General features: G+C 70.9%; 20 protein-coding genes. 16 read left to right on the top strand and 4 right to left on the bottom strand.

Annotation, left to right across the window (positions count from 1 at the left end; all coding sequences use genetic code 11):
- The first annotated feature begins 4 nt into the window (after nt 1-4).
- Nucleotides 5-496, top strand: coding sequence for a peptide deformylase (def, locus tag ASG80_RS03815; RefSeq protein WP_056728696.1), 492 nt, complete (start codon nt 5-7; stop codon nt 494-496).
- Nucleotides 497-583: 87 nt separating this feature from the next.
- On the opposite strand, the gene ASG80_RS03810 is transcribed toward def, so the two are convergent.
- Nucleotides 584-2,416: a long-chain fatty acid--CoA ligase gene (locus tag ASG80_RS03810; protein ID WP_056728694.1), complete on the bottom strand. Its 1,833-nt coding sequence runs from the start codon at nt 2,414-2,416 to the stop codon at nt 584-586.
- 147 nt (nt 2,417-2,563) lie between these two features.
- Between ASG80_RS03810 and ASG80_RS03805 the strand changes: the two genes are divergently transcribed.
- From ASG80_RS03805 to ASG80_RS03795, 3 genes are all read left to right on the top strand, one after another.
- Entirely contained in the window at nt 2,564-3,514 is a 951-nt protein-coding gene (locus tag ASG80_RS03805) for an ROK family glucokinase (RefSeq protein WP_056728692.1), read from the top strand.
- A gap of 55 nt (nt 3,515-3,569) precedes the next feature.
- Nucleotides 3,570-4,259 carry a 1-acyl-sn-glycerol-3-phosphate acyltransferase gene (locus tag ASG80_RS03800; RefSeq protein ID WP_056728690.1) on the top strand — a complete coding sequence of 230 codons (690 nt, stop codon included), beginning with the start codon at nt 3,570-3,572 and terminating at the stop codon, nt 4,257-4,259.
- Nucleotides 4,260-4,331: 72 nt separating this feature from the next.
- Nucleotides 4,332-5,702 (top strand): class II 3-deoxy-7-phosphoheptulonate synthase, encoded by a 1,371-nt coding sequence (locus ASG80_RS03795; RefSeq protein WP_056728688.1) that lies wholly within the window; start codon nt 4,332-4,334, stop codon nt 5,700-5,702.
- 91 nt (nt 5,703-5,793) lie between these two features.
- Here the strand turns inward: ASG80_RS03795 and pknB are convergent, their stop codons facing one another.
- Nucleotides 5,794-7,722, bottom strand: a complete 1,929-nt coding sequence (gene pknB / locus ASG80_RS03790; RefSeq protein ID WP_056728686.1) for a Stk1 family PASTA domain-containing Ser/Thr kinase — start codon at nt 7,720-7,722, stop codon at nt 5,794-5,796.
- Nucleotides 7,723-7,837: 115 nt separating this feature from the next.
- On the bottom strand, nt 7,838-8,944 hold the full coding sequence (locus tag ASG80_RS03785; protein ID WP_082589728.1) for a LysM peptidoglycan-binding domain-containing protein: 1,107 nt from the start codon (nt 8,942-8,944) through the stop codon (nt 7,838-7,840).
- Nucleotides 8,945-9,135: 191 nt separating this feature from the next.
- On the opposite strand from ASG80_RS03785, the gene ASG80_RS03780 reads away from it, so the two are divergent.
- A complete protein-coding gene (locus ASG80_RS03780; RefSeq protein WP_056728684.1) occupies nt 9,136-9,474 on the top strand; it encodes an Rv2175c family DNA-binding protein in 339 nt (112 codons plus the stop codon).
- 9 nt (nt 9,475-9,483) lie between these two features.
- On the opposite strand, the gene ASG80_RS03775 is transcribed toward ASG80_RS03780, so the two are convergent.
- A complete protein-coding gene (locus ASG80_RS03775) occupies nt 9,484-10,596 on the bottom strand; it encodes a polyprenyl synthetase family protein (RefSeq protein WP_056728682.1) in 1,113 nt (370 codons plus the stop codon).
- A 74-nt stretch (nt 10,597-10,670) separates the two neighbouring features.
- Here ASG80_RS03775 and ASG80_RS03770 point away from each other — a divergent pair, with 74 nt between their 5' ends.
- From ASG80_RS03770 to murG, 11 genes are all read left to right on the top strand, one after another.
- Complete coding sequence (locus tag ASG80_RS03770) at nt 10,671-11,051, top strand: DUF3040 domain-containing protein (RefSeq protein WP_056728680.1); 381 nt, start codon at nt 10,671-10,673, stop codon at nt 11,049-11,051.
- Between the two features lie 320 nt (nt 11,052-11,371).
- A complete protein-coding gene (gene mraZ, locus ASG80_RS03765; RefSeq protein WP_056728678.1) occupies nt 11,372-11,803 on the top strand; it encodes a division/cell wall cluster transcriptional repressor MraZ in 432 nt (143 codons plus the stop codon).
- 103 nt (nt 11,804-11,906) lie between these two features.
- Complete coding sequence (gene rsmH, locus ASG80_RS03760) at nt 11,907-12,860, top strand: 16S rRNA (cytosine(1402)-N(4))-methyltransferase RsmH (RefSeq protein ID WP_056728676.1); 954 nt, start codon at nt 11,907-11,909, stop codon at nt 12,858-12,860.
- Complete coding sequence (locus tag ASG80_RS23335) at nt 12,857-13,438, top strand: hypothetical protein (RefSeq protein WP_056728674.1); 582 nt, start codon at nt 12,857-12,859, stop codon at nt 13,436-13,438. The genes rsmH and ASG80_RS23335 overlap by 4 nt, the downstream gene beginning before the upstream one ends.
- Nucleotides 13,439-13,458: 20 nt before the next feature.
- Nucleotides 13,459-15,255 carry a penicillin-binding protein 2 gene (locus tag ASG80_RS03750; RefSeq protein WP_082589727.1) on the top strand — a complete coding sequence of 599 codons (1,797 nt, stop codon included), beginning with the start codon at nt 13,459-13,461 and terminating at the stop codon, nt 15,253-15,255.
- A 13-nt stretch (nt 15,256-15,268) separates the two neighbouring features.
- Nucleotides 15,269-16,816 carry a Mur ligase family protein gene (locus tag ASG80_RS03745; RefSeq protein WP_056728672.1) on the top strand — a complete coding sequence of 516 codons (1,548 nt, stop codon included), beginning with the start codon at nt 15,269-15,271 and terminating at the stop codon, nt 16,814-16,816.
- On the top strand, nt 16,813-18,225 hold the full coding sequence (gene murF, locus ASG80_RS03740; RefSeq protein WP_056728669.1) for a UDP-N-acetylmuramoyl-tripeptide--D-alanyl-D-alanine ligase: 1,413 nt from the start codon (nt 16,813-16,815) through the stop codon (nt 18,223-18,225). The genes ASG80_RS03745 and murF overlap by 4 nt, the downstream gene beginning before the upstream one ends.
- Nucleotides 18,222-19,319 carry a phospho-N-acetylmuramoyl-pentapeptide-transferase gene (gene mraY, locus ASG80_RS03735; RefSeq protein WP_056728843.1) on the top strand — a complete coding sequence of 366 codons (1,098 nt, stop codon included), beginning with the start codon at nt 18,222-18,224 and terminating at the stop codon, nt 19,317-19,319. The genes murF and mraY overlap by 4 nt, the downstream gene beginning before the upstream one ends.
- Complete coding sequence (gene murD / locus ASG80_RS03730; RefSeq protein ID WP_056728667.1) at nt 19,304-20,860, top strand: UDP-N-acetylmuramoyl-L-alanine--D-glutamate ligase; 1,557 nt, start codon at nt 19,304-19,306, stop codon at nt 20,858-20,860. The genes mraY and murD overlap by 16 nt, the downstream gene beginning before the upstream one ends.
- Nucleotides 20,820-22,070, top strand: a complete 1,251-nt coding sequence (ftsW, locus tag ASG80_RS03725; protein WP_056728665.1) for a putative lipid II flippase FtsW — start codon at nt 20,820-20,822, stop codon at nt 22,068-22,070. Before murD ends, ftsW begins: the two co-directional genes overlap by 41 nt.
- Entirely contained in the window at nt 22,067-23,167 is a 1,101-nt protein-coding gene (murG, locus tag ASG80_RS03720) for an undecaprenyldiphospho-muramoylpentapeptide beta-N-acetylglucosaminyltransferase (protein ID WP_056728663.1), read from the top strand. The genes ftsW and murG overlap by 4 nt, the downstream gene beginning before the upstream one ends.
- Nucleotides 23,168-23,182: the final 15 nt, after the last annotated feature.

Below are 23,182 nucleotides of genomic sequence, written 5' to 3'. Positions count from 1 at the left end.
GCAATTGCCGGAACGTCCCATTCGCCTGTTCGGCGACCCCGTCCTGAAGACCGTCTCCGCCCACGTCGAACAGATCGACGATGGGGTGCGCTCGCTCGTCGCCGACCTCATCGACAGCGTGAGGCTCCCTGGCCGCGCCGGGGTCGCCGCATCGCAGATCGGCGTCAACCTGCGCGCATTCAGCTACAACGTCGACGGCGAGATCGGGTACATCATCAACCCGGTCATCGTCGAGGTCTCAGGGGATCCCGAGCTCATCGACGAGGGCTGCCTCTCGGTGCCCGGCCTGTGGCACAAGACGCCGCGGCATCCGTTCGCCCGGGTTCGCGGCATCGACCTCGACGGCAACGAGATCGAGCTCTCGGGCAGCGGGCTCATGGCACAGGCGCTGCAGCACGAGACCGATCACCTCGACGGCATCCTGTACCTCGACCGGCTCGAGAAGGACGAGCGACGAGCGGCGATGAGGGAGGTGCGCGAGTCGGACTGGTTCTGACCGCGTGACGGCGCACCCCCGGATCCTCGCCCCGGACACGTCGAGTGGCCCCGCGGATGCCACGGGGCCACTCGACGTGGGAATCGATCAGTGCACGATCGAGTGACCCTCGGTTGCCGGAGCGCCCGAGTACATCGCCTCGATCTCGCCCGCGAAGTCCTCGAGGATGACGTTGCGCTTGATGCTCATCTTCGGCGTGAGATGGCCGCTCGCCTCGGTGAGCTCGGTCGGGAGGATCGTGAACTTGCGGATCGACTCGGCACGCGACACGTTCTCGTTCGCCGCATCGATCGCCCGCTGCACCTCGGCGAGCACGGCCGCGTTCGTGGTGGCCTCCTCGAGGCTCATGCCCGCGTCCTCGTCGTTGTTGTTGAGCCAGACGGGGAGCATCTCGGGGTCGAGCGTGACGAGCGCCGAGATGAACGGCTTCTTGTCGCCGACGGCCACGACCTGTCCGACGAGCGGGTTCGCGCGGATCGGGTCTTCGAGCGCTGCGGGGGCGACGTTCTTGCCACCCGCGGTGACGATGATCTCCTTCTTGCGTCCGGTGATCGTGAGGAACCCGTCGCTGTCGAACGAGCCGATGTCGCCCGTCTTGAGCCAGTCGCCGTCGAACGTCTCCGCGGTGGCCTCGGGGTTCTTCCAGTACGCCTCGAAGACGTTGACGCCCTTCACCTCGATCTCGCCGTCGTCGGCGATGCGGACCGAGACGCCCGGAAGGGCGGGTCCGACCGTGCCGATCTTCGACTTCGTCGCGAGGTTCACCGTCGCAGGGGCGGTGGTCTCGGTCAGGCCGTAGCCCTCGAGGATGGTGATGCCGAGCGCGTGGTAGAAGTGGCCGAGGCGCGGCCCGAGCGGTGCGGAACCCGAAACCGCGTACTTCACGTTGCCGCCCATCGCCGTGCGGAGCTTCGAGTAGACGAGCCTGTCGAAGACGCGGAACTTCAGTGTGAGGCCGAACGGTACGTGGCCCGCCTCCTTGGCCGTCGAGTAGGCGACTGCGGTCTCGGCGGCGCTGCGGAAGATCTTGCCCTTGCCGCCCGCCTCGGCCTTCTGCTCCGAGACGTTGTAGACCTTCTCGAACACGCGCGGGACCGCGAGCAGGAACGAGGGCTTGAAGCTGCCGAGGCTCGGCAGGAGTTGCTTCGTGTCGGGCTGGTGCCCGACCCGTACGCCGGCGTGCACGCTGAGCACGGCGATGAACCGCGCGAAGATGTGCGCCGTCGTGATGAAGAGCAGCGTCGATGCGCCGTTCGGGTCGAGCACGACCTCCTTGAGGGCGATCGCCGCGTTGCGGGAGGTCTCGACGAAGTTCGAGTGGGTGAGCACGCAGCCCTTGGGCTTGCCGGTGGAGCCCGATGTGTAGATGAGGGTCGCGATGTCGGAGCCGACCGCGAGGTTGCGGCGGCGCTCGATCTCCTCGTCGGAGACGCCGCTGCCCGCAGCGACGAGCTTGTCGAGGTCGCCGAGGTCGATCTGCCAGACGTTGCGGATCGCGGGAAGCTCGGGGTGCACCTCGTCGAAGCGCGTGAAGTGGTCGGGCGTCTCGACGATGACGGCGATCGCGCCGGAGTCGCCGAGGTTCCACTTGACCTGCGCGGGGGAGCTGGTCTCGTAGATCGGCACGAGCACGGCGCCGGCGAACCACGCGGCGAAGTCGATGAGGGTCCACTCGTAGCGCGTCTTGCACATGAGGCCGACCTTGTCGCCGGGTTCGATGCCCGCCGCGACGAGGCCCTTCGCGAGCGCGATGACCTGGTCGTAGAACTCCCGGGTCGTGACCGGCGACCAGCCGCCGTCTGCGGTGGGCAGCGCGAAGAGCACCGAGTCGGGGGTTGCGGCGACCCGCTCGACCAGAAGGTCGGTGGTGTTCGCGTCGGGATCGGCCGGGACGACTGCGGGGGTATCGAACTGGATCACGGTAGCTCCTTCGGCACCGGAAGAGGTCGGACGGCGCGGGGCGCGCGAACCTCGGCATTGGGGTCGATTACACTCTAGTCGTTGCTCGTGCGGCCTCGAGGCCCCGGGATCACTCGACCCCATCCCCCTTCGAAAGGCGGCTTCCCGGTGCACGCGATCGGTATCGACATCGGCGGGACGAAGATCGCCGGAGCGGTCGTCGACGAGTTCGGCACGATCGTCGCGAGCGAGCGCGTCCCGACCCCGGCGGGCGATCCGCGGCTCCTCGAGGACGCGGTCGTCGCGATGATCCAGTCCCTCTCGGCAGGCGGTCCCACCGCTGCGGTCGGCGTCGCCGCCGCCGGGTTCATCGACGCCGCGCAGTCGACGGTCTACTACGCGCCGAACATCCACTGGCGCAACGAGCCGTTCCGCGAGAAGCTCGAAGCCCGCGTCGGGTCGACGGTGGTCGTCGACAACGACGCGAACGCCGCCGGCTGGGCGGAGTTCCGCTTCGGCGCGGGGCGTCTCGTGAGCGACATGGTCATGCTCACGATCGGAACGGGTGTCGGCGGGGCGATCGTCGCCGGCGACCGCCTCTTCCGCGGCGGCTTCGGTGCCGGTGCGGAGCTCGGCCATCTGCGCGTCGTGCCGAACGGCATCGCGTGCGGATGCGGCCAGCACGGATGCCTCGAGCAGTACGGCTCGGGCCGCGCACTGCTGCGCATGGCCAACGAGATCGCCGACGCCGGCGGCATCGGCCGGGCCCTCGCGGGCGCCCGCGAGGAGCACGGGGCGCTCGACGGGCACCTGGTCGGTGCCCTCATCGAGCAGGAGGACCCGGGTGCCGTCGCAGCGCTCCGCCAGCTCGGCCATTGGCTCGGCCAGGCCTCGGCCTCCCTGTCGGCCGTGCTCGACCCGCAGCGATTCGTGTTCGGCGGCGGCGTCTCGGTCGCGGGGGAGCTGCTGCTCGGCCCGATCCGCGAGGCGTACCTCGAGCACCTGCCCGCCCGCGGCTATCACCCTGAGCCCGACTTCGTGATCGCGGAGCTCGTCAACGACGCCGGCGTGGTCGGTGCGGCCGACCTCGCGCGCGTGTGGGTCGAGGAGCACGCCTGAGCCGCGCGGCGATAGGCTGAATCGTTCGTTCGCCCACGCTGGGGAGGGAGACGCGGTGTTCTACTGGATCATGAAGCACATCGTCGTCGGCCCCATCCTGCTGGCGATCTTCCGACCGTGGGTGGTAGGGCTCGAGCACGTGCCCAGGGAGGGCGCGGTCGTGCTCGCCTCCAACCACCTGTCGTTCATCGACTCGATCTTCCTCCCGCTGGTCGTGGACCGGCCGGTGATCTTCCTCGCCAAGAGCGAGTACTTCACCGGCAAGGGCCTGAAGGGCTGGGCCACTCGGGTGTTCTTCCAGGCTGCGGGCCAACTGCCCATCGATCGTTCGGGCGGCAAGGCGTCCGAGGCCGCGCTCGAGACCGGCCTCCGGGTGCTGAACGAGGGCAGCATCCTCGGCATCTATCCCGAGGGCACACGCAGCCCCGACGGCAAGCTGTATCGGGGTCGCACCGGCGTCGCCCGCATGGTCCTGGAATCGGGCGCGCCGGTCATTCCGGTCGCGATGATCGGCACCAAGGAGGTCATGCCGATCGGACAGCGGCTGCCGAACGTGCGCCGCATCGGGATCATCTTCGGTGATCCGCTCGACTTCTCACGCTTCCAGGGACTCGAGGGCGACCGCTTCGTGCTGCGGAGCGTGACCGACGAGCTGGTCCACCACCTCCGCACGCTCAGCGAGCAGGAGTACGTGGACGTCTACGCGAGTTCGGTGAAGGAGCAGCGGGCTTCGCAATCGCGATAGGCTCGTCTGAGCGGCGGCGCGACGTGCGTCGCCATTCCCGGCGTTTCGCGCCCGAACCCTCAGGACAGTCCAGTGGTACAGCTCGTCGAGCCCGTCGTCAACGCAGATCCCTCCGTGATCGACGGCCTCGACTATTGGCGCACGCTGCCGATCAAGCAGCAGCCGCTGTGGCCCGACCCCGAGGGCGCGCATGCGGCATCCGCCGAGCTCGCCACGCTGCCGCCGCTCGTCTTCGCCGGCGAGGTGGACATGCTGCGCACGCGGCTCGCCGCCGCATCCCGCGGCCAGGCGTTCCTGCTGCAGGGCGGTGACTGCGCCGAGACCTTCGCGGGCGCCACCGCCGACCAGATCCGCAACCGCGTGAAGACCGTGCTCCAGATGGCCGTGGTGCTCACGTACGGCGCCTCCATGCCCGTCGTGAAGATGGGCCGGATGGCGGGCCAGTTCGCGAAGCCCCGCTCGAGCGACACCGAGACCCGCGGAGGCGTCACGCTGCCGGCCTACCGCGGCGACATCGTGAACGGCTACGACTTCACGCCCGAGTCGCGCGCGGCCGACCCGGCTCGCCTCGTGCGCGGCTATCACATGGCCGCCTCCACGCTGAACCTGATCCGCGCCTTCACCCAGGGCGGGTTTGCCGACCTCCGCCAGGTCCACTCGTGGAACCAGGGCTTCTCGGTGAACCCGGCGAACGCGCGCTACGAGTCGCTCGCCCGCGAGATCGATCGCGCCATCAAGTTCATGGAGGCGTGCGGCGCCGACTTCGAGGCGTTGAAGCACACCGAGTTCTACACGGGCCACGAGGGCCTGCTCATGGACTACGAGCGCCCGATGACCCGCATCGACTCGCGCACCGGCACGCCCTACGACACGTCGGCGCACTTCATCTGGATCGGCGAGCGCACGCGCGACCTCGACGGCGCGCACGTCGACTTCCTTTCGCGGGTGCGCAATCCGATCGGCGTGAAGCTCGGACCGACCACGTCGCCCGAGACGATGCTCGAGCTCGTCGAGAAGCTCGACCCGAACCGCGAGCCGGGCCGCCTCACGTTCATCACGCGCATGGGCGCGGGCAAGATCCGCGACGCGCTGCCGCCGCTGCTCGAGGCCGTCAAGCGCAGCGATGCGAACCCGCTGTGGGTCACCGACCCCATGCACGGCAACGGCATCACGACGCCGAACGGCTACAAGACGCGTCGCTTCGACGACGTGGTCGACGAGGTTCGTGGATTCTTCGAGGCGCACCGCGCAGCCGGCACATACCCGGGCGGCATCCACGTGGAGCTCACCGGCGACGACGTCACGGAGTGCCTCGGCGGTTCGGAGCACATCGACGAGGCGACCCTCGCGACGCGCTACGAGTCGCTCTGCGACCCGCGCCTGAACCACATGCAGTCGCTCGAGCTCGCGTTCCTCGTGGCCGAGGAGCTCACCGCACGCTGAATGGCAGCGGGGCGTCCGGTGACGGATGCCCCGCTCCTTCGGGTGCTCGTCGGCACGGCGCCCGCATGCACGAGCAGGTCGGCAGCGCGACTCAGCCGAAGTTGACGGTGACCTCGGAGCCGCGCTTCAGCTTCTCGCCTGCGGCCGGGCTCTGCACGGATGCCACGACCGCCCCCTCGAGGAACGCGGGCACGTTCGATGTGACGGTGAACCCGAGCGCCTCGAGTTGCTCGCGCGCCTGGGCGACGGTCTGCCCGGTGATGACGTTCGGCACCTCGACGAGATCCTCGCCCTTCGACAGGGTGAGCACGATCGTGTCGCCGGGCCGAACCGGATCGGTGGCGGGTGTCGCGGAGATCACGTGGTCGAGCGGCACGGCGTCGCTGAACTCGGGGTCGGCGTGTCCGACGGCGAGTCCGGCCCCGGTGAGCGCGGCCTCCGCCTCGCCGACGGGGAGGCCCGTGACATCCGGGACGGCGCCGACCGATACGACCAGCGTGACGTCGCCGAGTTCGGGGTAGTCCGCGCCCGCGGCCACCGCGTTGCCGTCGACGCCGAGCACCGCGACGACCGAGCCGGCCGCGATCTCCGCCGAGAATTGCTGGGCGCTCTGCTCGGCCACCGTGAAGTCTCCGAGCGCGGCGCGCGCGTCGGCCTCGGGCCGGCCGATCACGTCGGGAAGCGCCAGCATCTGCGGTCCGAGGGAGACGAACATCGTGACCTGCGACCCCCGTCGCGCCTGCTGGCCGCCCTCGGGGTCGGTTCCCGACACCTGCCCGTTCGGCACCCTCGGGTCGTGGCGTTCGCCGGCGACGACCTCGAAGCCCTCCTCCTCGAGCACCTGGCGCGCCGCGCCGGGCAGCAGGGTCGCCGTCTCGGGCACGGTCGCGAGGGCGCCGGGCCCGGCGCCGAAGTACCATCCGGTGCCCGCGGCGAGCCCGGTGAGCAGCAGTACGAGCGCGAAGATCCAGTACCCTCGCCGCTTGCGGCGTTCGGCGCTCGCCGAGAGGGCCGTCGTGTCGTCGCCGTCGTCGGATGCCTCGGGCACCGCGGTCGCGACGGCGACGGGTGCGCCCGTGCCGAGCACGGCGGTCTCGGCGGTGGCGGCGCCGCCGAGCGGCATCGCGGCATCCGGGACCACCATCGTCGCCTGCGTGCGGAGCGGGGTGCGCGACGCGCGGATGTCGGGCTCCACCTCGCGCAGCCGCTCGAGCATGACGCGGGCGTCGTTCGGACGCTCCTCGGGGTCGCGGGCGGTCGCCCACAGCACGAGCTCGTCGAGCTCCGCGGGCACGGCGGGATTCTTCGAGCTCGGCGTCGGCACCGTGTCGTTCGCGTGCTGGTACGCGATCTGCATGGGCGCCTCGCCCACGTAGGGCTGCTCGCCGGTGAGCATCTCGTACATCATGATGCCGACCGCGTAGATGTCGCTGCGCGCGTCGGCGAGGCCGCGGGTGACGAGCTCGGGGGAGAGGTAGGCGATCGTGCCGAGGAGCGCCTGCCCGGTCCCGGTGTTCGCGCTCGCGGCGCGCGCGAGGCCGAAGTCGCCGAGCTTGATGCGGCCGTCGTCGGCGAGCAGCACGTTCTCGGGCTTGAGGTCGCGGTGCACGATGCCCGCCTTGTGCGCGGCGGCGAGGCCCGACAGCACGGCGTCCATGATGTCGACGGTCTGCTCGGGCGTGAGCTTCTTGTAGTCCTTCAAGAGCTCGCGCAGCGTGATCCCGGGCAGGTACTCCATGACCAGGTACGCCATGTCGGAGTCCTGGCCCTGGTCGAAGACGTTCACGACGTTCGGGTGCGCGAGGCGCGCGGCAGAGCGCGCCTCCTGCACGAACCGGGTCTTGAAGGTGTTGTCGTCGGCGAGGTGTCCGTGCATGATCTTGATGGCGACGCGACGCTCGAGCCGGAGGTCGGTCGCGAGGTACACGGTGGCCATGCCCCCGCGGGCGATCCGCGAGCGCACCTGATATCGGCCGTCGACGAGACGGCCGATCATCGGATCGGCGGGCGCGGTGGTCACCCTCCGAGTCTACGAAGTGGTGCATGCCCGACGCGGACTAAACGCCGGGGAACGGCGAGATCGCAACGGCTTCGTGATCACGGATGCCGCGGCGCAGCGCGCCCGAACCGAGCCGCTAGCCGAGCTCGGACAGCCAGGCCCTCGCCGACGCCTCCCACTTGGCGTAGTGGTCTGGATGCGCCGACAGCTGCACGGCCTGCGCGGCCTGCGTGATCGTCATCGACTCCCAGCCGGCGATGTCGAGCAGCCCGAGGGTGCGTCCGGCGTTCGGGTTTGCGGTGCCGCCGTAGAAGGCGGTGGCCGAGCGCACCGGGTCGAGCACCTCCTCCGGCGTTCCCCAGCCCTCGCTCGGCCGCTGCTGGAAGAGCCCGAGGGAGTCGAGGTCGCCGTGGTGCAGGTTCTTCAGGCCCGATTCCTGCGCCGCGGCCGCGAGGGCGACGATGATGCCCTGCTCGGGCACGCCCACGGCACGGCCGACGTCGATGATGATGCGGGCGTTGGCGCGCATCTCGTCGGTGAGCGGCACGGTCACGGAGGCGACCGCCACGACGGAGGTCCCAGGAGAGGGGGACTCGGGTGCGTGGGCGAGCGCATCGGGCTGCGGCGCCGCCTCCGGCGCGGAAGCAGACGGGTCGGCGAGCGGCAGCACGATCGCCTCGCCCGGGAAGATCAGGCTCGACGGGCCGAGTCCGTTCGCGCTGAGGACGCTTGCGACGTCGAGGCCGTAGGCGGCGGCGATGCCGCCGATGGTGTCGCCCTCGACGACGGTGTGGCGGGCGATCTCAGGCGCGACCGGCGGGGGAGCGGGTACCGCCTCGGCCGGCATGCCCCCGGGCAGCGCGAGGCGCTGACCCGCGAAGATGAGGCTGGACCACCCGAGGCCGTTGGCGGCGAGCACCTCCGCGGTCGCGAGACCGAAGCGCTCCGCGATGCCGCTCACCGTGTCGCCGTCCGCCACGACGTACTCGGCGGGCGCCTGCGCGGTCGTCGCGACGCGCGCGGTGCGGTGCACGGTCGAGCCCTGCGCCTTCGGCTTGGCCTGGCGCTTCACGTGCGGCGCGGCTGCCTCGGCGGGCTGGGCGATGCCGAGGGTCACGGCGATCGTGCTCGCGATCGCGAGCGGGACGCTGAGCGCGGCGCGGATGCCGCGTCGCCGTGGTTCGACGGTGGCGTCAGTGCGCCGCTGGCGCGCGCGCCACACGTCGCCGGTGTCGCTGGCCATCGTCCCCCCTCGTGCCGATGTCGGACCTCCTCGTCCGTGGCCACCGTCGCACGGGGGCCGGGGCGAGTCAACGACCTCGCCGCGAGTCCGCCGAGCCCGTTCCGCAGGAGGCAAGGATCCTGCGTGGCGCGACAGGATCCTTTGCGGCGGCCCGCTTCCCGAGCAGGACGTGCGTCTGGCAGGCTGGTGACGTGACCGACGCCGACCAGACCGACTGGCTGACCGTTCCCGACCTCGTCGAGCTGCTCGGGCAGACCCCGAGCCGCATCCGCATGCTCATCGACGACCGTCGCCTGCTGGCGACGCGCATCGACGGCGTGCTGAAGGTCCCGTCGCTGTTCCTTCGCGACGGTGCGCCCCTGCCAGAACTCCACGGCACGGCGATCGTGCTCGCCGACGCGGGCTTCACCGACGCCGAGGCGCTCGAGTGGCTGCTCGGCGAGGAGGGCAGCCTCGGCACGACGCCCATCGCCGCGCTCCGCGCCGGCCGCAAGTCCGAGGTGCGGCGCGTCGCCCAGGCGCTCGCCTGAGCCGCATGGTCAGCTCGCGCGGCGGGTGACCGTCTTCGCGAGCGACCCGAGCTCCGCCCGGGCGTCGCGGCTGAGCGGCGCGTCGGCCAGCACGGAGGTCGCGCGCGCCACGTTGTCGGCGATGAGCCGTTCGATCTCGTCCACCGCGCCGCATTCCGCGATCGTGCGCTGCAGCATCCGCACCTGGTCGGCACCGAGCTCGGGGTCGCCGAGCAGCTCGTCGAGGAGCCGGCGCTGCCCGGGCGAGAGCCGTTCCCGTGCGATCGCGACGAGCATGGTGCGCTTGCCCTCGCGGAGGTCGTCGCCACTCGGCTTCCCGGTGACGTCGGGATCGCCGTAGACGCCGAGGAGGTCGTCGCGCAGTTGGTAGGCGATGCCGAGCGGGAGGCCGAATGCGCGTAGGGCGTCGAGCTGCGAGGCGGTGGCGCCGGCGATCGCGCCGCCGATCGCGAGCGGCGACTCGATGGTGTACTTCGCCGCCTTGTAGACGATCACGCGCTCGGCGCGGATGCGCTGCTCGTCGTCGGACTGCGCGACCCACGCGCGCTCCTCGAGGATGTCGAGGTACTGGCCGGCGGTCACCTCGGTGCGCATCCGAATGAACTCGGCGCGCGCCGCCCGAGCGGACTGGCGGTCCGCGAGCGCCGAGAGGCCCTCGTCGAGCAGCTCGTCGCTCCAGCCCAGGAGGAGGTCTCCGAGGAGGATCGCGGAGGCGCGTCCGAAGTCGGCTCCGCTGCCCGCCCAGCCCGATTCGGCGTGCAGGCCCTCGAAGAGGCGATGGGCCGACGGCGCTCCCCTGCGCGTGTCGGAGCTGTCGATGATGTCGTCGTGCACGAGGGCCGCGGCGTGGAAGAGCTCGAGGGCCGCAGCGGCCGAGACGACGGGGAAGCGGTCGCGTCCGCCCTCCGCCTCGAAGGGGTCGAAGCCCTGGCCGCCGACGGCCTCCCAGCCCCAGTAGCAGAACAGTGCCCGGAAGCGCTTGCCGCCGCTGAGAAACCGCCTTGAGAACGCGTCGAGCGGCGCCAGGTCGGGACTGATCGAGCGGAGAATGGATGTGCGTTCTGCGAGGAACTCCTCGATGCGCGCATGCACCAGATCGACCAGCCGGGAACCGTGAGCCACCCGCCTAGCCTAGCGAGGCGGGGCGGCGCTAGAATGAAGTCGGATGCGTCGGTCCCGAGCCTGAGGGGAATGAGATGCCGCTTTCAGAGCAGGAGCAACGTCTTCTCGAGGAGATGGAGCGGAACCTCTACCGCAACGACGCGGACTTCGTCCACGCAGTGGGTGGTGTCCGTGGTCGTCGACCCAACTACCGGGCCATCGTGCTCGGCGTGCTGCTTGCCGTCGCTGGGGTCGGCGCGCTCATCGCCGGTGTCGCACTCCAGTTGCTCATCGTCGGCATCATCGGGTTCGCGCTCATGTTCGCCGGCGTGCTCATCGCCATCACGCCGGGCAAGCGCGCCGTCGCCGCTCCACCGTCCGAGTCCTCCACGGCCTCGAAGGCGCGACGTTCCGGCGGCGGCTTCATGGACCGGATGAACGACCGGTGGGATCGTCGCCAGGAGGGTCGCGACTAACCCTCCACTTCCCACCACTTCGACGGGTCGATCTTCGGATCGGCCCGTTCTTCGTCGTTCCAGGACGGGCGGGGGGCGCGGCCCGGAGGAACCCGCGGCCTGATCACGCGGCATCCGCCCGGCTCCGAGCGCCGTCACGCCCAGGCGGCAGCACCGGGGCGTGAACTCCCTCCACTCTCCTCCATCGCCTCGTCGGCCCGTATTCACAGGGATCTCCCACCTCGGAATGCCCGATCGCGAGCGAATGTCGTTGATCGGTGGATGGGAGTGGAGTAAAGTGGGGCCACCTGGATCCTGGCCGGAGGAAAGGGGGTGGTGCGGTGTTCCTCGGGACCTACGAGCCGAAGCTCGATGAGAAGGGCCGAGTCATTCTTCCGGCGAAGTTCCGGGAGGAGCTGTCGAGCGGCCTCGTGCTCACGCGCGGGCAGGAGCGCTGCATCTACGTGTTCAGCGCACGGGAGTTCGAGAGCATGAGCGACAAGATCCGCCAAGCCCCGGTCACGAGCAAGCAGGCGCGCGATTACATGCGCGTCTTCCTCTCGGGGGCATCCGCGGAGACCCCCGACAAGCAGCATCGGGTCACCATCCCCGCCACGCTCCGCGGTTACGCGGGGCTCGACCGGGACCTCACGGTCATCGGTGCAGGCAGCCGGGTGGAGATCTGGGATGCGACGGCGTGGCACACATACCTCGCCGAGCAGGAGGCGGCCTTCGCGGAAACGGCGGAGGAGGTGATCCCCGGACTCTTCTAGTCCTCGGGCCCCGACTCCCAGCCGGCCGCGCCTGGTGCACTTCCCCGCATCAGGACGAACGGATGGGGATCGGGACCCGAGGCCCCGAAGACAGGGCGGAATCATGGACATCGAACGCATCCACACCCCGGTCATGCTCGAACGCACGATCGAGCTGCTCGCACCGGCCCTCGAGGCGGACGGCGCGGTGCTCGTCGACGCCACGCTCGGGATGGGCGGCCACGCCAGCGCCTTCCTCGAGCGGTTCCCGGAGCTCACGGTCATCGGCCTCGATCGCGACACCGACGCCCTCGCGATCGCCCGCGAACGGCTTGCGAAGTTCGGAGGCCGGGTGCGCTTCGTGCACACGGTGTACGACGGGATCGGCGAGGCGGTGCGCGCCGAGGGCTTCGACGAGGTGCAGGGGGTCCTGTTCGACCTCGGCGTCTCGTCGCTGCAGCTCGACCGCGCGGAGCGCGGCTTCGCCTACGCGAAGGACGCGCCGCTCGACATGCGCATGGACTCCACGCGGGGCCGTACCGCCGCCGACGTGATCGCGGAGTCGAGCGAGGAGGAGCTCCGCCGCATCTTCCACGACTACGGGGAGGAGAAGCTCGCGGCGCGCTATGCGCGCGCGATCGTGCGCGCCAGGTCCGAGTCGCCGATCACGCGCTCCGGGCAGCTGGTGGCCATCCTGACGGATGCGACGCCTGCCGCCGTGCAGCGGGCGGGGCATCCGGCCAAGCGGGTCTTCCAGGCGCTGCGGATCGAGGTGAACGAGGAGTTGTCTGTGCTCCAGCGCGCGATGCCGGCCGCACTCGACACGATCGCCGTCGGCGGCCGGATCGTCGTGCTGGCGTACCAGTCCCTCGAGGACCGCATCGTCAAGCGCGTGCTCCAGGCGGCGTCCAGCTCGACGGCCCCGGCCGGGCTCCCGATGGAGCTGCCGGAGCACCGACCGCAGTTCCGCCTCCTCGTCCGGGGCGCGGAGCTCGCGAGCGAGTCCGAGCAGGCGGAGAACCCGCGTGCGAAGCCCGTGCGCCTGCGTGCCGCAGAACGACTGCGGAGGCCGTCATGACCGCGCTGCCGGCCCGCTCCCTCCCCGCACCGCGAAGGAGCCCGTCGCCGAAGCCCGAGCGCCGGCTGCGTCCGGCTCCCGAGCCCGGGCGTCGCACGAAGCCGCGCCTCGCGTACGCGATCATCGCGCTGGGGGGAGTGGCGCTGATCGTCGTCGCCCAGCTGCTGCTGTCGATCGCGGTCGCGCAGGGCGCGTACGAGATCGACGCCTACCAGGTGCAGCAGGCCGAGCTCGCGCGCGAGGAGCAGAAGCTCGCCGAGGACCTCGACCGGGTCGAGTCGCCGCAGTACCTCGCCGAGAACGCCGAGGCGCTCGGCATGGTGCCCAACGCGAACCCGGTGTACCTCCGGCTCTCCGACGGCGTGGTGCTCGGCGAGCCGACCGCCGCGACCGGCGGCGCCGCGGCATCCGCACCGCTCGTGCCGAATGCGCTCCTCGACGGCGTGCCGCTCGTCACCGAACAGCAGGCGGGGCAGACTCCGAGCGGGGGGACTCCGGAGGAGGCGTCGGCCGCCGCACCCGCTGTGCCGCAGGTCGCGCCGCCCGCCGACGGCCTGCCGACTCCCGCCACGCACTGATCACCGCGAGGAAGGCCCGAATGAACCGCACGAGCCGGCACCCGATGCGTCGGATCCTCCTCGCCGCCGTGATGCTGGTGGCGCTCGTGGGGGTCTTCGTGGTGCGGCTCGTCGATCTCCAGGTCGTGCGTGCCGCCGAGCTCAGCGAGGAGGCGCAGGGTCGGCGATCCACCACGGTCACCGTCTACGGCGCCCGCGGCGACGTCGTCGACGCGAACGGGATCGTGCTCGCTGACAGCGTGATGCGCTATGACATCGCCGTCTCGCCGAAGAACGCCGCCGCCGGGCCGATCGTGCGCGAGGAGCCCGACCCGGCCGACCCCGCGGAGACCACGCGCGTCGACGTGCCCCTCGAGCAGTCGGCCGCCGAGCTCGGCGCCGTGCTCGGCCTCACGGGCGAGCAGGTGCAGGCGATCATCACGCAAGCGCTCGCGGAGAACCCCGAGTCGGACTTCGCGTACGTCGCCAAGCTCGTCGACACCGCGACGTACGAGAAGGTCAAGGAGCTCGACATCCCATGGGTCGTGCCGTGGGAGCACCCGAGCCGCAGCTATCCGAACGGCGCCGTCGCCGGCAACCTGCTCGGGTTCGTCCGCGACGACGACGGCGAGCCCCTCGCAGGTGTCGAGCTGTCGGAGGACGAGTGCCTCGCGGGCGAGAACGGCGAACTCAGCTACCTGCACAGCCTCGAGGACTGGGTGCAGATCCCCGGCACCGAGACGATCCACACGCAGGCGCGCGACGGCGGCACCCTGCACCTCGCGATCGACTCCGACCTGCAGTGGATGGTGCAGCGCATCGCCGAGGCGCAGGTGCAGGCCGTCGGCGCGGACTGGGCCACGGTCACCGTGATGGAGGCGAAGACGGGGCGGCTGCTCGCCGTCGCCGACGTGCCGACGGTCGACCCGAACGACCCGGCCGCCACCGCAGAGGGCGACCGCGGCTCACGCTCGTTCACGGCGCCGTTCGAGCCGGGCTCCACGTTCAAGGCGATCACTGCGGCATCCGTCATCGACGCCGGCAAGGCCGACGCGCTCAGCCAGATCGTCGCGCCGTACCGTTACCTGCCGCCGAACGGCGCGAACATCAACGACAGCTTCTCCCACGGAGACGAGCGGCTGACGCTCACGGGCGTGCTCATCGAATCGTCGAACACCGGCATGTCGCAGTTCGGCGAGCGACTCTCCGACCAGGAGCGCTACGACCGCTTGCTCGCATTCGGGCTCGGCGAGCGCACCGAGGTCGGCTTCCCCGGCGAGGAGCCGGGCGACCTGCACGGCGGGCCCGAGGAGTGGGACAACCAGACGAAGTACGCGACCATGTTCGGCCAGGGCCTCACGACGACGGCCGTGCAGCTCGCGAGCGCGTACCAGGCCATCGCCAACGGGGGCGTGCGGATGCCGGTGCGACTCGTCGACGGCTGTGGCGACGAGACCGTGCCGTTGCCCTCCGGGACCCGCGTCGTCTCGGAGACGGCGGCCGACCAGACCAGCCAGATGCTCGAGCGCGTGTACCTCGAGGGGTGGCTCGCCGACGAGTGGGAGATCCCGGGGTACCGTGTCGCTGCCAAGACGGGCACCGCACAGGTGCCCGACGGCAACGGCGGCTACCTGTCCGGCTACCTCGTGTCGGTCTCGGGCTTCGCTCCCGCCGACGATCCCGAGTTCGTCGTTTCGGTGAGCATCATGAATCCCGTTAAGATGAACTCGTCCGCCGCATCGGCTCCCGTCTTCCAACAGGTGATGAGCCAGGTGCTGAAGAAGTACCGGACGGTTCCATCCGGCGCCCCGGCGCCCGAGCTGCCAGCCACCTGGTGAGAAAGTTGGGTTCGTGACCGGATCGCCTCCCACGGCCCTCCGGCCGCGGCATCCGAGCCCCCGATCGCTCCACGGCCTGGCCGAGACGTTCGAGTTCGAGGTGCACGGCGACATCGACGACCTCGAGGTGACCGGTGTGGTGCTCGCCTCGTCGGCGGTCCGCCCCGGCGACCTCTACGTGGGCGTGCCCGGCCGCAATGCGCACGGCGCGTCGTTCGCCCCGGCCGCCCGCGACGCCGGCGCGGTCGCCGTGCTCACGGATGCCGCGGGCGTCGAGCTCGCCGCCGATGCCGGCCTTCCGATCCTGGTCACGCCCGACGCGCGCGCCGCCCTCGGCGAGGTGGCGGCCTGGATCCACCGCACGGCGGAGAACCCCGCCACGCTCTTCGCGGTGACCGGAACGAACGGCAAGACGAGCGTCGTGTACCTGCTCTACGGCATCCTCCGCCAGCTCGGCGTCGTCGCGGGCCTGACGTCGACCGCCGAGCGGCGCATCGGCGACGAGGCGGTCACGAGCTCGCTCACGACGCCGGAGGCGAGCGAGCTGCACGCCCTGCTCGCCCGCATGCGAGAGGTGGACGTGCGCGCCGTCGGGGTGGAGGTGTCGGCTCAGGCGCTCTCGCGGCACCGCGTCGACGGGCTCGTCTTCGACGTGGTCGGATTCACGAACCTCACGCACGACCACCTCGACGACTACGCGTCGATGGACGTCTACTTCGAGGCCAAGCGCGAGCTGTTCCAGCCCGAGCGCTCGCGTCGCGGCGTCGTCACGATCGACTCCGAATGGGGGCTCCGCCTCGTCGCGGAGTCCCGAATTCCCGTCACGACGCTCTCCACGAACCCCGAGGTCGACGCGGACTGGCGCCTCATCGTCCTCGATGAGACGGCCACGCACACGTCGTTCGTGCTCGAGGGCGCCGGAGGCCGCCGCATCGAGACCCGCGTGCCGCTCCTCGGCTGGTACATGGCCGCGAACGCGGCGCTCGCGATCGTGATGCTCGTGGAGTCGGGCTACGACCTCGAGCAGATCGCCCAGGTGCTCGAGCGCGACGGCGGCATCGACGCGTACATCCCAGGCCGCGCCGAGCGCATCTCGGGCGAGCGGGGCCCGCTCGTCTACATCGACTACGGGCACAGCCCCGACGCGTTCCTGCAGACCCTCGGCGCCATCCGCCGGTTCACGACCGGCCGGGTGATCATGCTGTTCGGCGCCGACGGCGACCGCGACACCACGAAGCGCGGTGAGATGGGTGCCATCGCCGCGCGCGGCGCCGATGTCGTCGTGATCACCGACTTCCACCCGCGGTGGGAGGATCCCGCGGCCATCCGCGCCGCGCTCATCGCCGGGGCGCGGCAGGCGGTGCCCGACCGCGAGATCCACGAGATCGCCGACCCGCGGGCGGCGTTCCGGGCGGCGCTCGGCCTGGCGGGCGAGGGCGACGCGATCCTCTACGCCGGCCCGGGCCACGAGGACTACCACGAGGTGAAGGGCGTGAAGATCCCGTACTCAGCAAGAGACGACGCGAAGCAGGCATTGCGCGAGGCGGGCTGGAGCGCATGATCGCACTCACGCTCGCCGAGATCGCCTCGGCGGTCGGCGGCGCCCTGCACCTCGACGGTACGGATGCCGCGGCCGGCACGGTCGTCGACGGCACCGTCACGACCGACTCGCGTGAGATCGCCCCGGGCGGCGTGTTCTTCGCCAAGCGCGGCGAGTTCGACGACGGGCACCGCTTCGCTCCCGCGGCGGTCGAGCAGGGCGCGGCCCTCATCGTGGTGGAGCACCCGCTCGACCTGGCCGTGCCGCAGATCGTGGTCGCCGACACGGTCGACGCGCTCGGGGCCCTCGCGACGCACGTCGTGGCGCGTGTGCGAGAGCACGGTGACCTCCGTATCGTGGGCGTGACCGGATCGAACGGCAAGACCACCACAAAGAACCTGCTCCGCGCCGTGCTCGAGCGGGTCGGCCCGACGGTGGCCCCGCGCGCCTCGTACAACAACGAGGTGGGCGCACCGGTCACGATGCTCGAGCTCAGCGCCGACACCCGCTTCCTCGTCGCCGAGATGGGCGCCTCCGCGGTCGGCGAGATCGCGCGCCTGGTGCGAATGGCCCGCCCCGACGTCGGCATCGTGCTGAAGGTGGGCCTGGCGCACGCCGGGGAGTTCGGCGGCATCGAGCAGACCGTGCGCGCCAAGTCCGAGATGGTCACCGACCTGCTCGCCACGGACGTCGCGGTGCTGAACGCCGACGACCCCCGCGTGGTGCCGATGGCCGGGCTCACCGTCGCCCGCGTCGTGTGGTTCGGCCTCGGCTCCGGCGCCGACGTTCGCGCGGCGGACGTCGTCGCGCACGCCCGCGGCACCGATTTCACCGTGCAGCTCGCGAACGGCGAGTCCGCTCCCGTGCGCTTCGGCGTGCTCGGCGAGCATCACGTCATGAACGCACTCGCGGCCGTCGCGGCATCCCTCGAGCTCGGGGTGCCGCTCCACGCGATCGTCGAGGCCCTCGAGTCGGTCACGCTCGCCGAGCGCTGGCGCATGCAGGTGATGGGCGGCCGCGATGGCATCACGGTCATCAACGACGCCTACAACGCGAGCCCCGACTCCATGGCCGCCGCGCTCAAGACGCTCGCGCAGGTGCAGGCGCCGGGCACGCGCACCATCGCCGTGCTCGGCGAGATGAGCGAGCTCGGCGAGTTCTCGGGCGAGGAGCACGATCGCATCGGCCTGCTCGCCGTGCGGCTCGGCATCTCGCAGCTGGTCGTGGTGGGGGAGGGCGCCCGCCGCCTGCACATCACGGCCATCAACGAAGGCTCGTGGGACGGCGAGTCCGCCTACGTCGAGACCGCCGACGAGGCCTTCGACCTGGTGACCTCCCTGGCGCAGCCTGGGGACACCGTGCTCGTGAAATCGTCGAACTCGGCGGGTCTCCGCCACCTCGGCGACCGACTGGGAGAATGGTTCGCGTGAGAGCACTGCTGACCGCCGGGGCGTTGTCGCTCGCCTTCACGCTGTTCCTCACGCCGCTGTTCATCCGGCTGTTCACGCGCCTCGGATGGGGCCAGTTCATCCGCGACGACGGGCCGAAGAGCCACCACGTCAAGCGCGGCACGCCCACGATGGGCGGCATCATCTTCATCCTCGGCAGCGTGTTCGGTTATTTCACGTCCACGCTGCTCGTGAGCAACGAGCCGCCGACCGCGTCGGCGATGCTCATCCTCTTCATGATGGTCGGCCTCGGTGCGGTCGGGTTCGTCGACGACTTCCTGAAGACGCGAAAGAAGCAGAGCCTGGGCCTCGGAGGATGGGCCAAGGTCGCGGGCCAGGTCATCGTCGCCGCGGCATTCGCGCTGCTCGCGCTGCAGTTCCCGAACGAGCAGAACGTGACGCCGGCCGACACGAGCATCTCGTTCATCCGCGACACCCCGCTCGACTTCATGGTGTTCGGCACGGTCGTCGGGGTCATCCTCTACGTCATCTGGATCTGCCTGCTCACGGCTGCCGCGTCGAACGGCGTGAACGTCACCGACGGGCTCGACGGCCTGGCCGGCGGCGCCTCGATCCTCGCGATCGGCTCGTTCGTGATCATCGGCTTCTGGCAGTTCAACCAGTCGTGCTTCAGCGACAACCTGAACCCGAGCGACACGTATCGGTGCTATGACGTGCGCGACCCCCTCGACATCGCGATCGTGGCGACCGCGATCGTCGGCGGCCTCATCGGGTTCCTGTGGTGGAACACCAACCCCGCGCACATCTACATGGGGGACACCGGGTCGCTCGCGCTCGGCGGGGCGCTGGCCGCGCTCGCGATCGTGAGCCACACCGAGCTGCTCCTGCTGCTCATCGGCGGCCTGTTCGTGATCGAGACGGGCTCCGTCATCGTGCAGCGGGCGTACTTCAAGCTCACCCGAGGCAAGCGCATCTTCCTGATGAGCCCGATCCACCACCACTTCGAGTTGAAGGGCTGGGCCGAGGTCACGATCGTGGTGCGGTTCTGGATCATCGCCGGCCTGTTCGTCGCCGCGGGCGTCGGGAGCTTCTACTTCGAATGGCTGCAGAGTTGACCGATCCGGATGCCTCGGGCATCGTCGCGCGCCTCGAGACGCTCACGAGCTGGCACGCCGACTGGCGCGGCCTCCGCGTCGCAGTGCTCGGCCTCGGCGTCACGGGCTTCGCCGTCGCCGATACGCTGACCGAGCTCGGCGCCGACGTGCTGGTGCTGGCGCCCGAAGTCGACGACGACCGCGCCCGCATCCTCGAGGTGATCGGGGCACGACTGGTGCGGCATCCGCTCGACGCGGTGCCCGACGAGCTCGCCGGGTTCGCGCCCGAGCTCGTGGTCGCCTCACCAGGCTTCCACCCCGACCACCCGGTGCTCGAGTGGGCCGGCGCCAAGGGCGTCGCCGTGTGGGGCGACATCGAGCTCGCCTGGCGCGTGCGCGACAAGGTGAACGCAGCCGAGTGGATCCTCGTGACCGGCACGAACGGCAAGACCACGACCGTACAACTCGCGGCGACGTTCCTCGCGGCGAACGGGCTGCGCGCGGCGCCATGCGGCAACATCGGCGTGCCGGTGCTCGATGCCGTGCGCGACCCCGGCGGATTCGACGTGCTCGTCGTCGAGCTCTCGAGCTACCAGCTGCACCACCTGCCGAAGACGGGCCCAGGAGCACTGCACCCGTGGGCGAGCGTCACGCTCAACGTCGCCGACGACCACCTCGACTGGCACGGTTCGCCCGAGGCGTACCGGGCGGCGAAGGCCACGGTCTACGCGAACACCAGGGTCGCGTGCGTCTACAACCGCGCCGACGAGGCGACCATGCACATGGTCGAGGACGCCGAGGTGGAGGAGGGGGCCCGCGCCATCGGGTTCGGACTCGACGTGCCCGGCCCGAGCGACCTCGGCGTCGTCGAGGGCATCCTCTGCGATCGCGCGTTCCTGGAGGAGCGCCGCACCGCCGCCCTCGAGATCATCACCCTGGCCGAGCTCGAGCCGCGGGGACTCGCCGCGCCGCACATCGTGCAGAACATCCTCGCGGCGTCCGCGCTCGTGCGGTCGTACGGCGTGCCGGTGGGTGTCATCCACGACGCCCTCGGGGACTTCCGGCTCGACGCGCACCGGATCGAGACCGTGGCGGTGTCAGGCGGCATCCGCTGGATCGACGACTCGAAGGCGACGAATCCGCACGCGGCCGAGGCCTCCCTCCGCGCGTTCGGGAAGGTCGTCTGGATCGTCGGCGGGCTCTTGAAGGGCGTCGACGCCGACGCGCTCGTCGCCGCGCACGTCGGCCGGCTGCGGGCGGCGATCGTGATCGGGGTCGACCGCGCAGCGCTCGTCGCGGCGTTCAGGCGACACGCGCCTGAGCTGCCTCTCTTCGAGGTCGTCACCGAGGACACTGAGACGGTGATGCCCGAGGCGGTCGCGCTGGCTGCAACCGTGGCCGAGCCGGGGGACACCGTGCTCCTCGCGCCGGCGGCGGCGTCGATGGACCAGTTCGCCGACTACGCCGATCGGGGCCGGCGATTCCACGAGGCGGTCAGAGCGAGGCTGGGAGGTGAGGCGGATGGCGACTCCGCCCCGCTCGACCCGACCGGCGAAGGCTGAGGCGGCGGGCGTCTCCGCCGCCCGCATCCGGCTCGGCCGCGTCTTCCGCGTCGAGTCGAAGGACTACCTCCTGCTCCTCGGCACGACCCTGTTCCTCGTGGTCTTCGGGCTCGTGATGGTGCTCTCGTCATCGTCGGTGGAGTCCAACCTCGAGGACGGCGGCTTCTTCGTGCAGGCGACGCGGCAGGGCCTGTACGCGTTGTTCGGCGTGCCGATCATGCTCATCGCGAGCCGTATGCCCGAGCGGGTGTGGATGACGATCGCATGGCCGCTCCTGATCGTCTCATGCGTGCTCCAGCTCCTCGTCGTGGCGACTCCGCTCGGCATCACGGTCGGCGGCAACACGAACTGGCTCGCCATCGGGTCGGTGCAGTTCCAGCCGTCGGAGCTCATCAAGGTCGCGCTCGTGATCTGGCTCGGGCTCATCGTCACGAAGAAGCAGGCGCTGCTGGGCGACTTCTCGCGCGGCATCCTGCCGATCCTCCTGGTCGGCGGCGGCGCCATCGCCCTCGTGCTCATCGGGGGCGACCTCGGCACGGTCATGATCATGGGCGCGATGCTCCTCGGCGCGCTGTTCCTCATCGGCGTCCGGTTTCGGCTGCTGCTGCCGCCCGTGCTCCTCGGGAGCGCCGTCTTCGTCATCGTCGCAGTGTCGAGCGACAGCCGGATGCGGCGGATCACCGCGTTCCTCCAGGAGAACTGCACGCAGTTCGACAACGAGGACTGCTGGCAGATCCAGCACGGCCGCTTCGCGCTGGCGAACGGCGGTGTCTTCGGCGTCGGCCTCGGCAATTCCACGGCGAAGTGGTCGTGGCTGCCCGCTGCCGACAACGACTTCATCTTCGCCATCATCGGCGAGGAGCTCGGCATGATCGGCGCGGTCGTCGTGATCGGGCTCTTCGTGGTGCTCGCGGTCGCGTTCGCCCGCGTGCTGCGCGCGGCGCGCACGCCGTTCGCGAAGGCGGTCACGGCGGCGGTGCTCGTGTGGGTCGTCGGTCAGGCGTGTGTCAATATCGGTGTCGTGCTCGGAGTGTTCCCTGTCCTCGGCGTCCCGTTGCCCCTCGTCTCGGCGGGCGGCACCGCCCTGCTCACGACCCTGTTCGCGATCGGGGTGGTGCTCTCGGTCGCGCGCGACCCCGAGGCCGCCACGCGCGCCGCAGCCCGCGCCGAGGCCCGCGCCGCGCGGTCCGCCGGGCGGCCGGCGCGATGACGGTCTACCTGCTGGCCGGCGGCGGGACGGCCGGCCACGTGAACCCCCTGCTCGCCGTCGCCGATCGGCTCCGCGAACGTCGGCCCGGCGACGAGGTGCTCGTGCTCGGCACCGCGGAGGGCCTCGAGGCGCGGCTCGTGCCCGCGCGCGGCTACGAGCTCCTCACGATCGCGAAGGTGCCGTTCCCGCGCAGGCCGAACCGGGCGGCGGTGACGTTCCCTTCCCGATTCCGGAAGTCGATCGACGACGTCAGGGCGATCATCGACGAGCGCGGCGTCGACGTCGTGGTGGGATTCGGAGGCTACGTCTCGACGCCCGCCTACCTCGCCGCCCGGCGTGCCGGCGTGCCCGTCGTGATCCACGAGGCCAACGCGAAGCCCGGCCTCGCGAATCGCCTCGGTGCCCGGCGGGCAGCCGGCGTCGGAGTGGCGTTCGGCGGCACGCCCCTGCCGCACGCAGAGGTGGTCGGCATGCCGCTCCGCCGCGAGATCGAGACGCTCGATCGTGCCGCGCTCCGCAGCGAGGCGGCGCACTTCTTCGAGCTCGACCCGGCCCGTCCGGTGCTCCTCGCCACGGGCGGGTCGCTCGGCGCCCGCCGCATCAATCGGACGGTGGTCGAGAGCGCGCCGGCGATCACGGACGCCGGGTGGCAGGTGCTGCACGTCACCGGAGCCGCATCGGACGTCGTCGACCCCGGCATGCCCGACTACCGCATGGTCGAGTACGCGGACCGCATGGACCTCGCGCTGGCCGTCGCCGATGCCGCCGTCTCCCGTGCGGGCGCCGCAACGGTGAGCGAGCTCTCGGCGCTCGGCATCCCCGCGGTCTACGTGCCGTACCCCGTCGGCAACGGCGAGCAGCGATTCAACGCCGCCGACGTCGTGGCGGCGGGGGGCGGCATCCTGGTCGACGACGCCGACTTCGTGCCCGAGTGGGTCGAGCGCGAACTCGTGCCGCTGCTCGGCGACCGCGACCGCGTCGCCCGGATGGCGGGGGCCGCGGCATCCGTCGGACACCGCGACGGCACCGATCGCATGATCGCCCTCGTGGACGCGGCGCTCGGCGGGGGTGCCGGAGACACCGCCCGAGACGCGTAACGTGGAGTGAGCGGA

The sequence above is a fragment of the Agromyces sp. Soil535 genome (assembly GCF_001428255.1).
Taxonomy (GTDB): Bacteria; Actinomycetota; Actinomycetes; order Actinomycetales; family Microbacteriaceae; genus Agromyces.
This window is presented reverse-complemented; position numbering and strand designations above follow the sequence as displayed.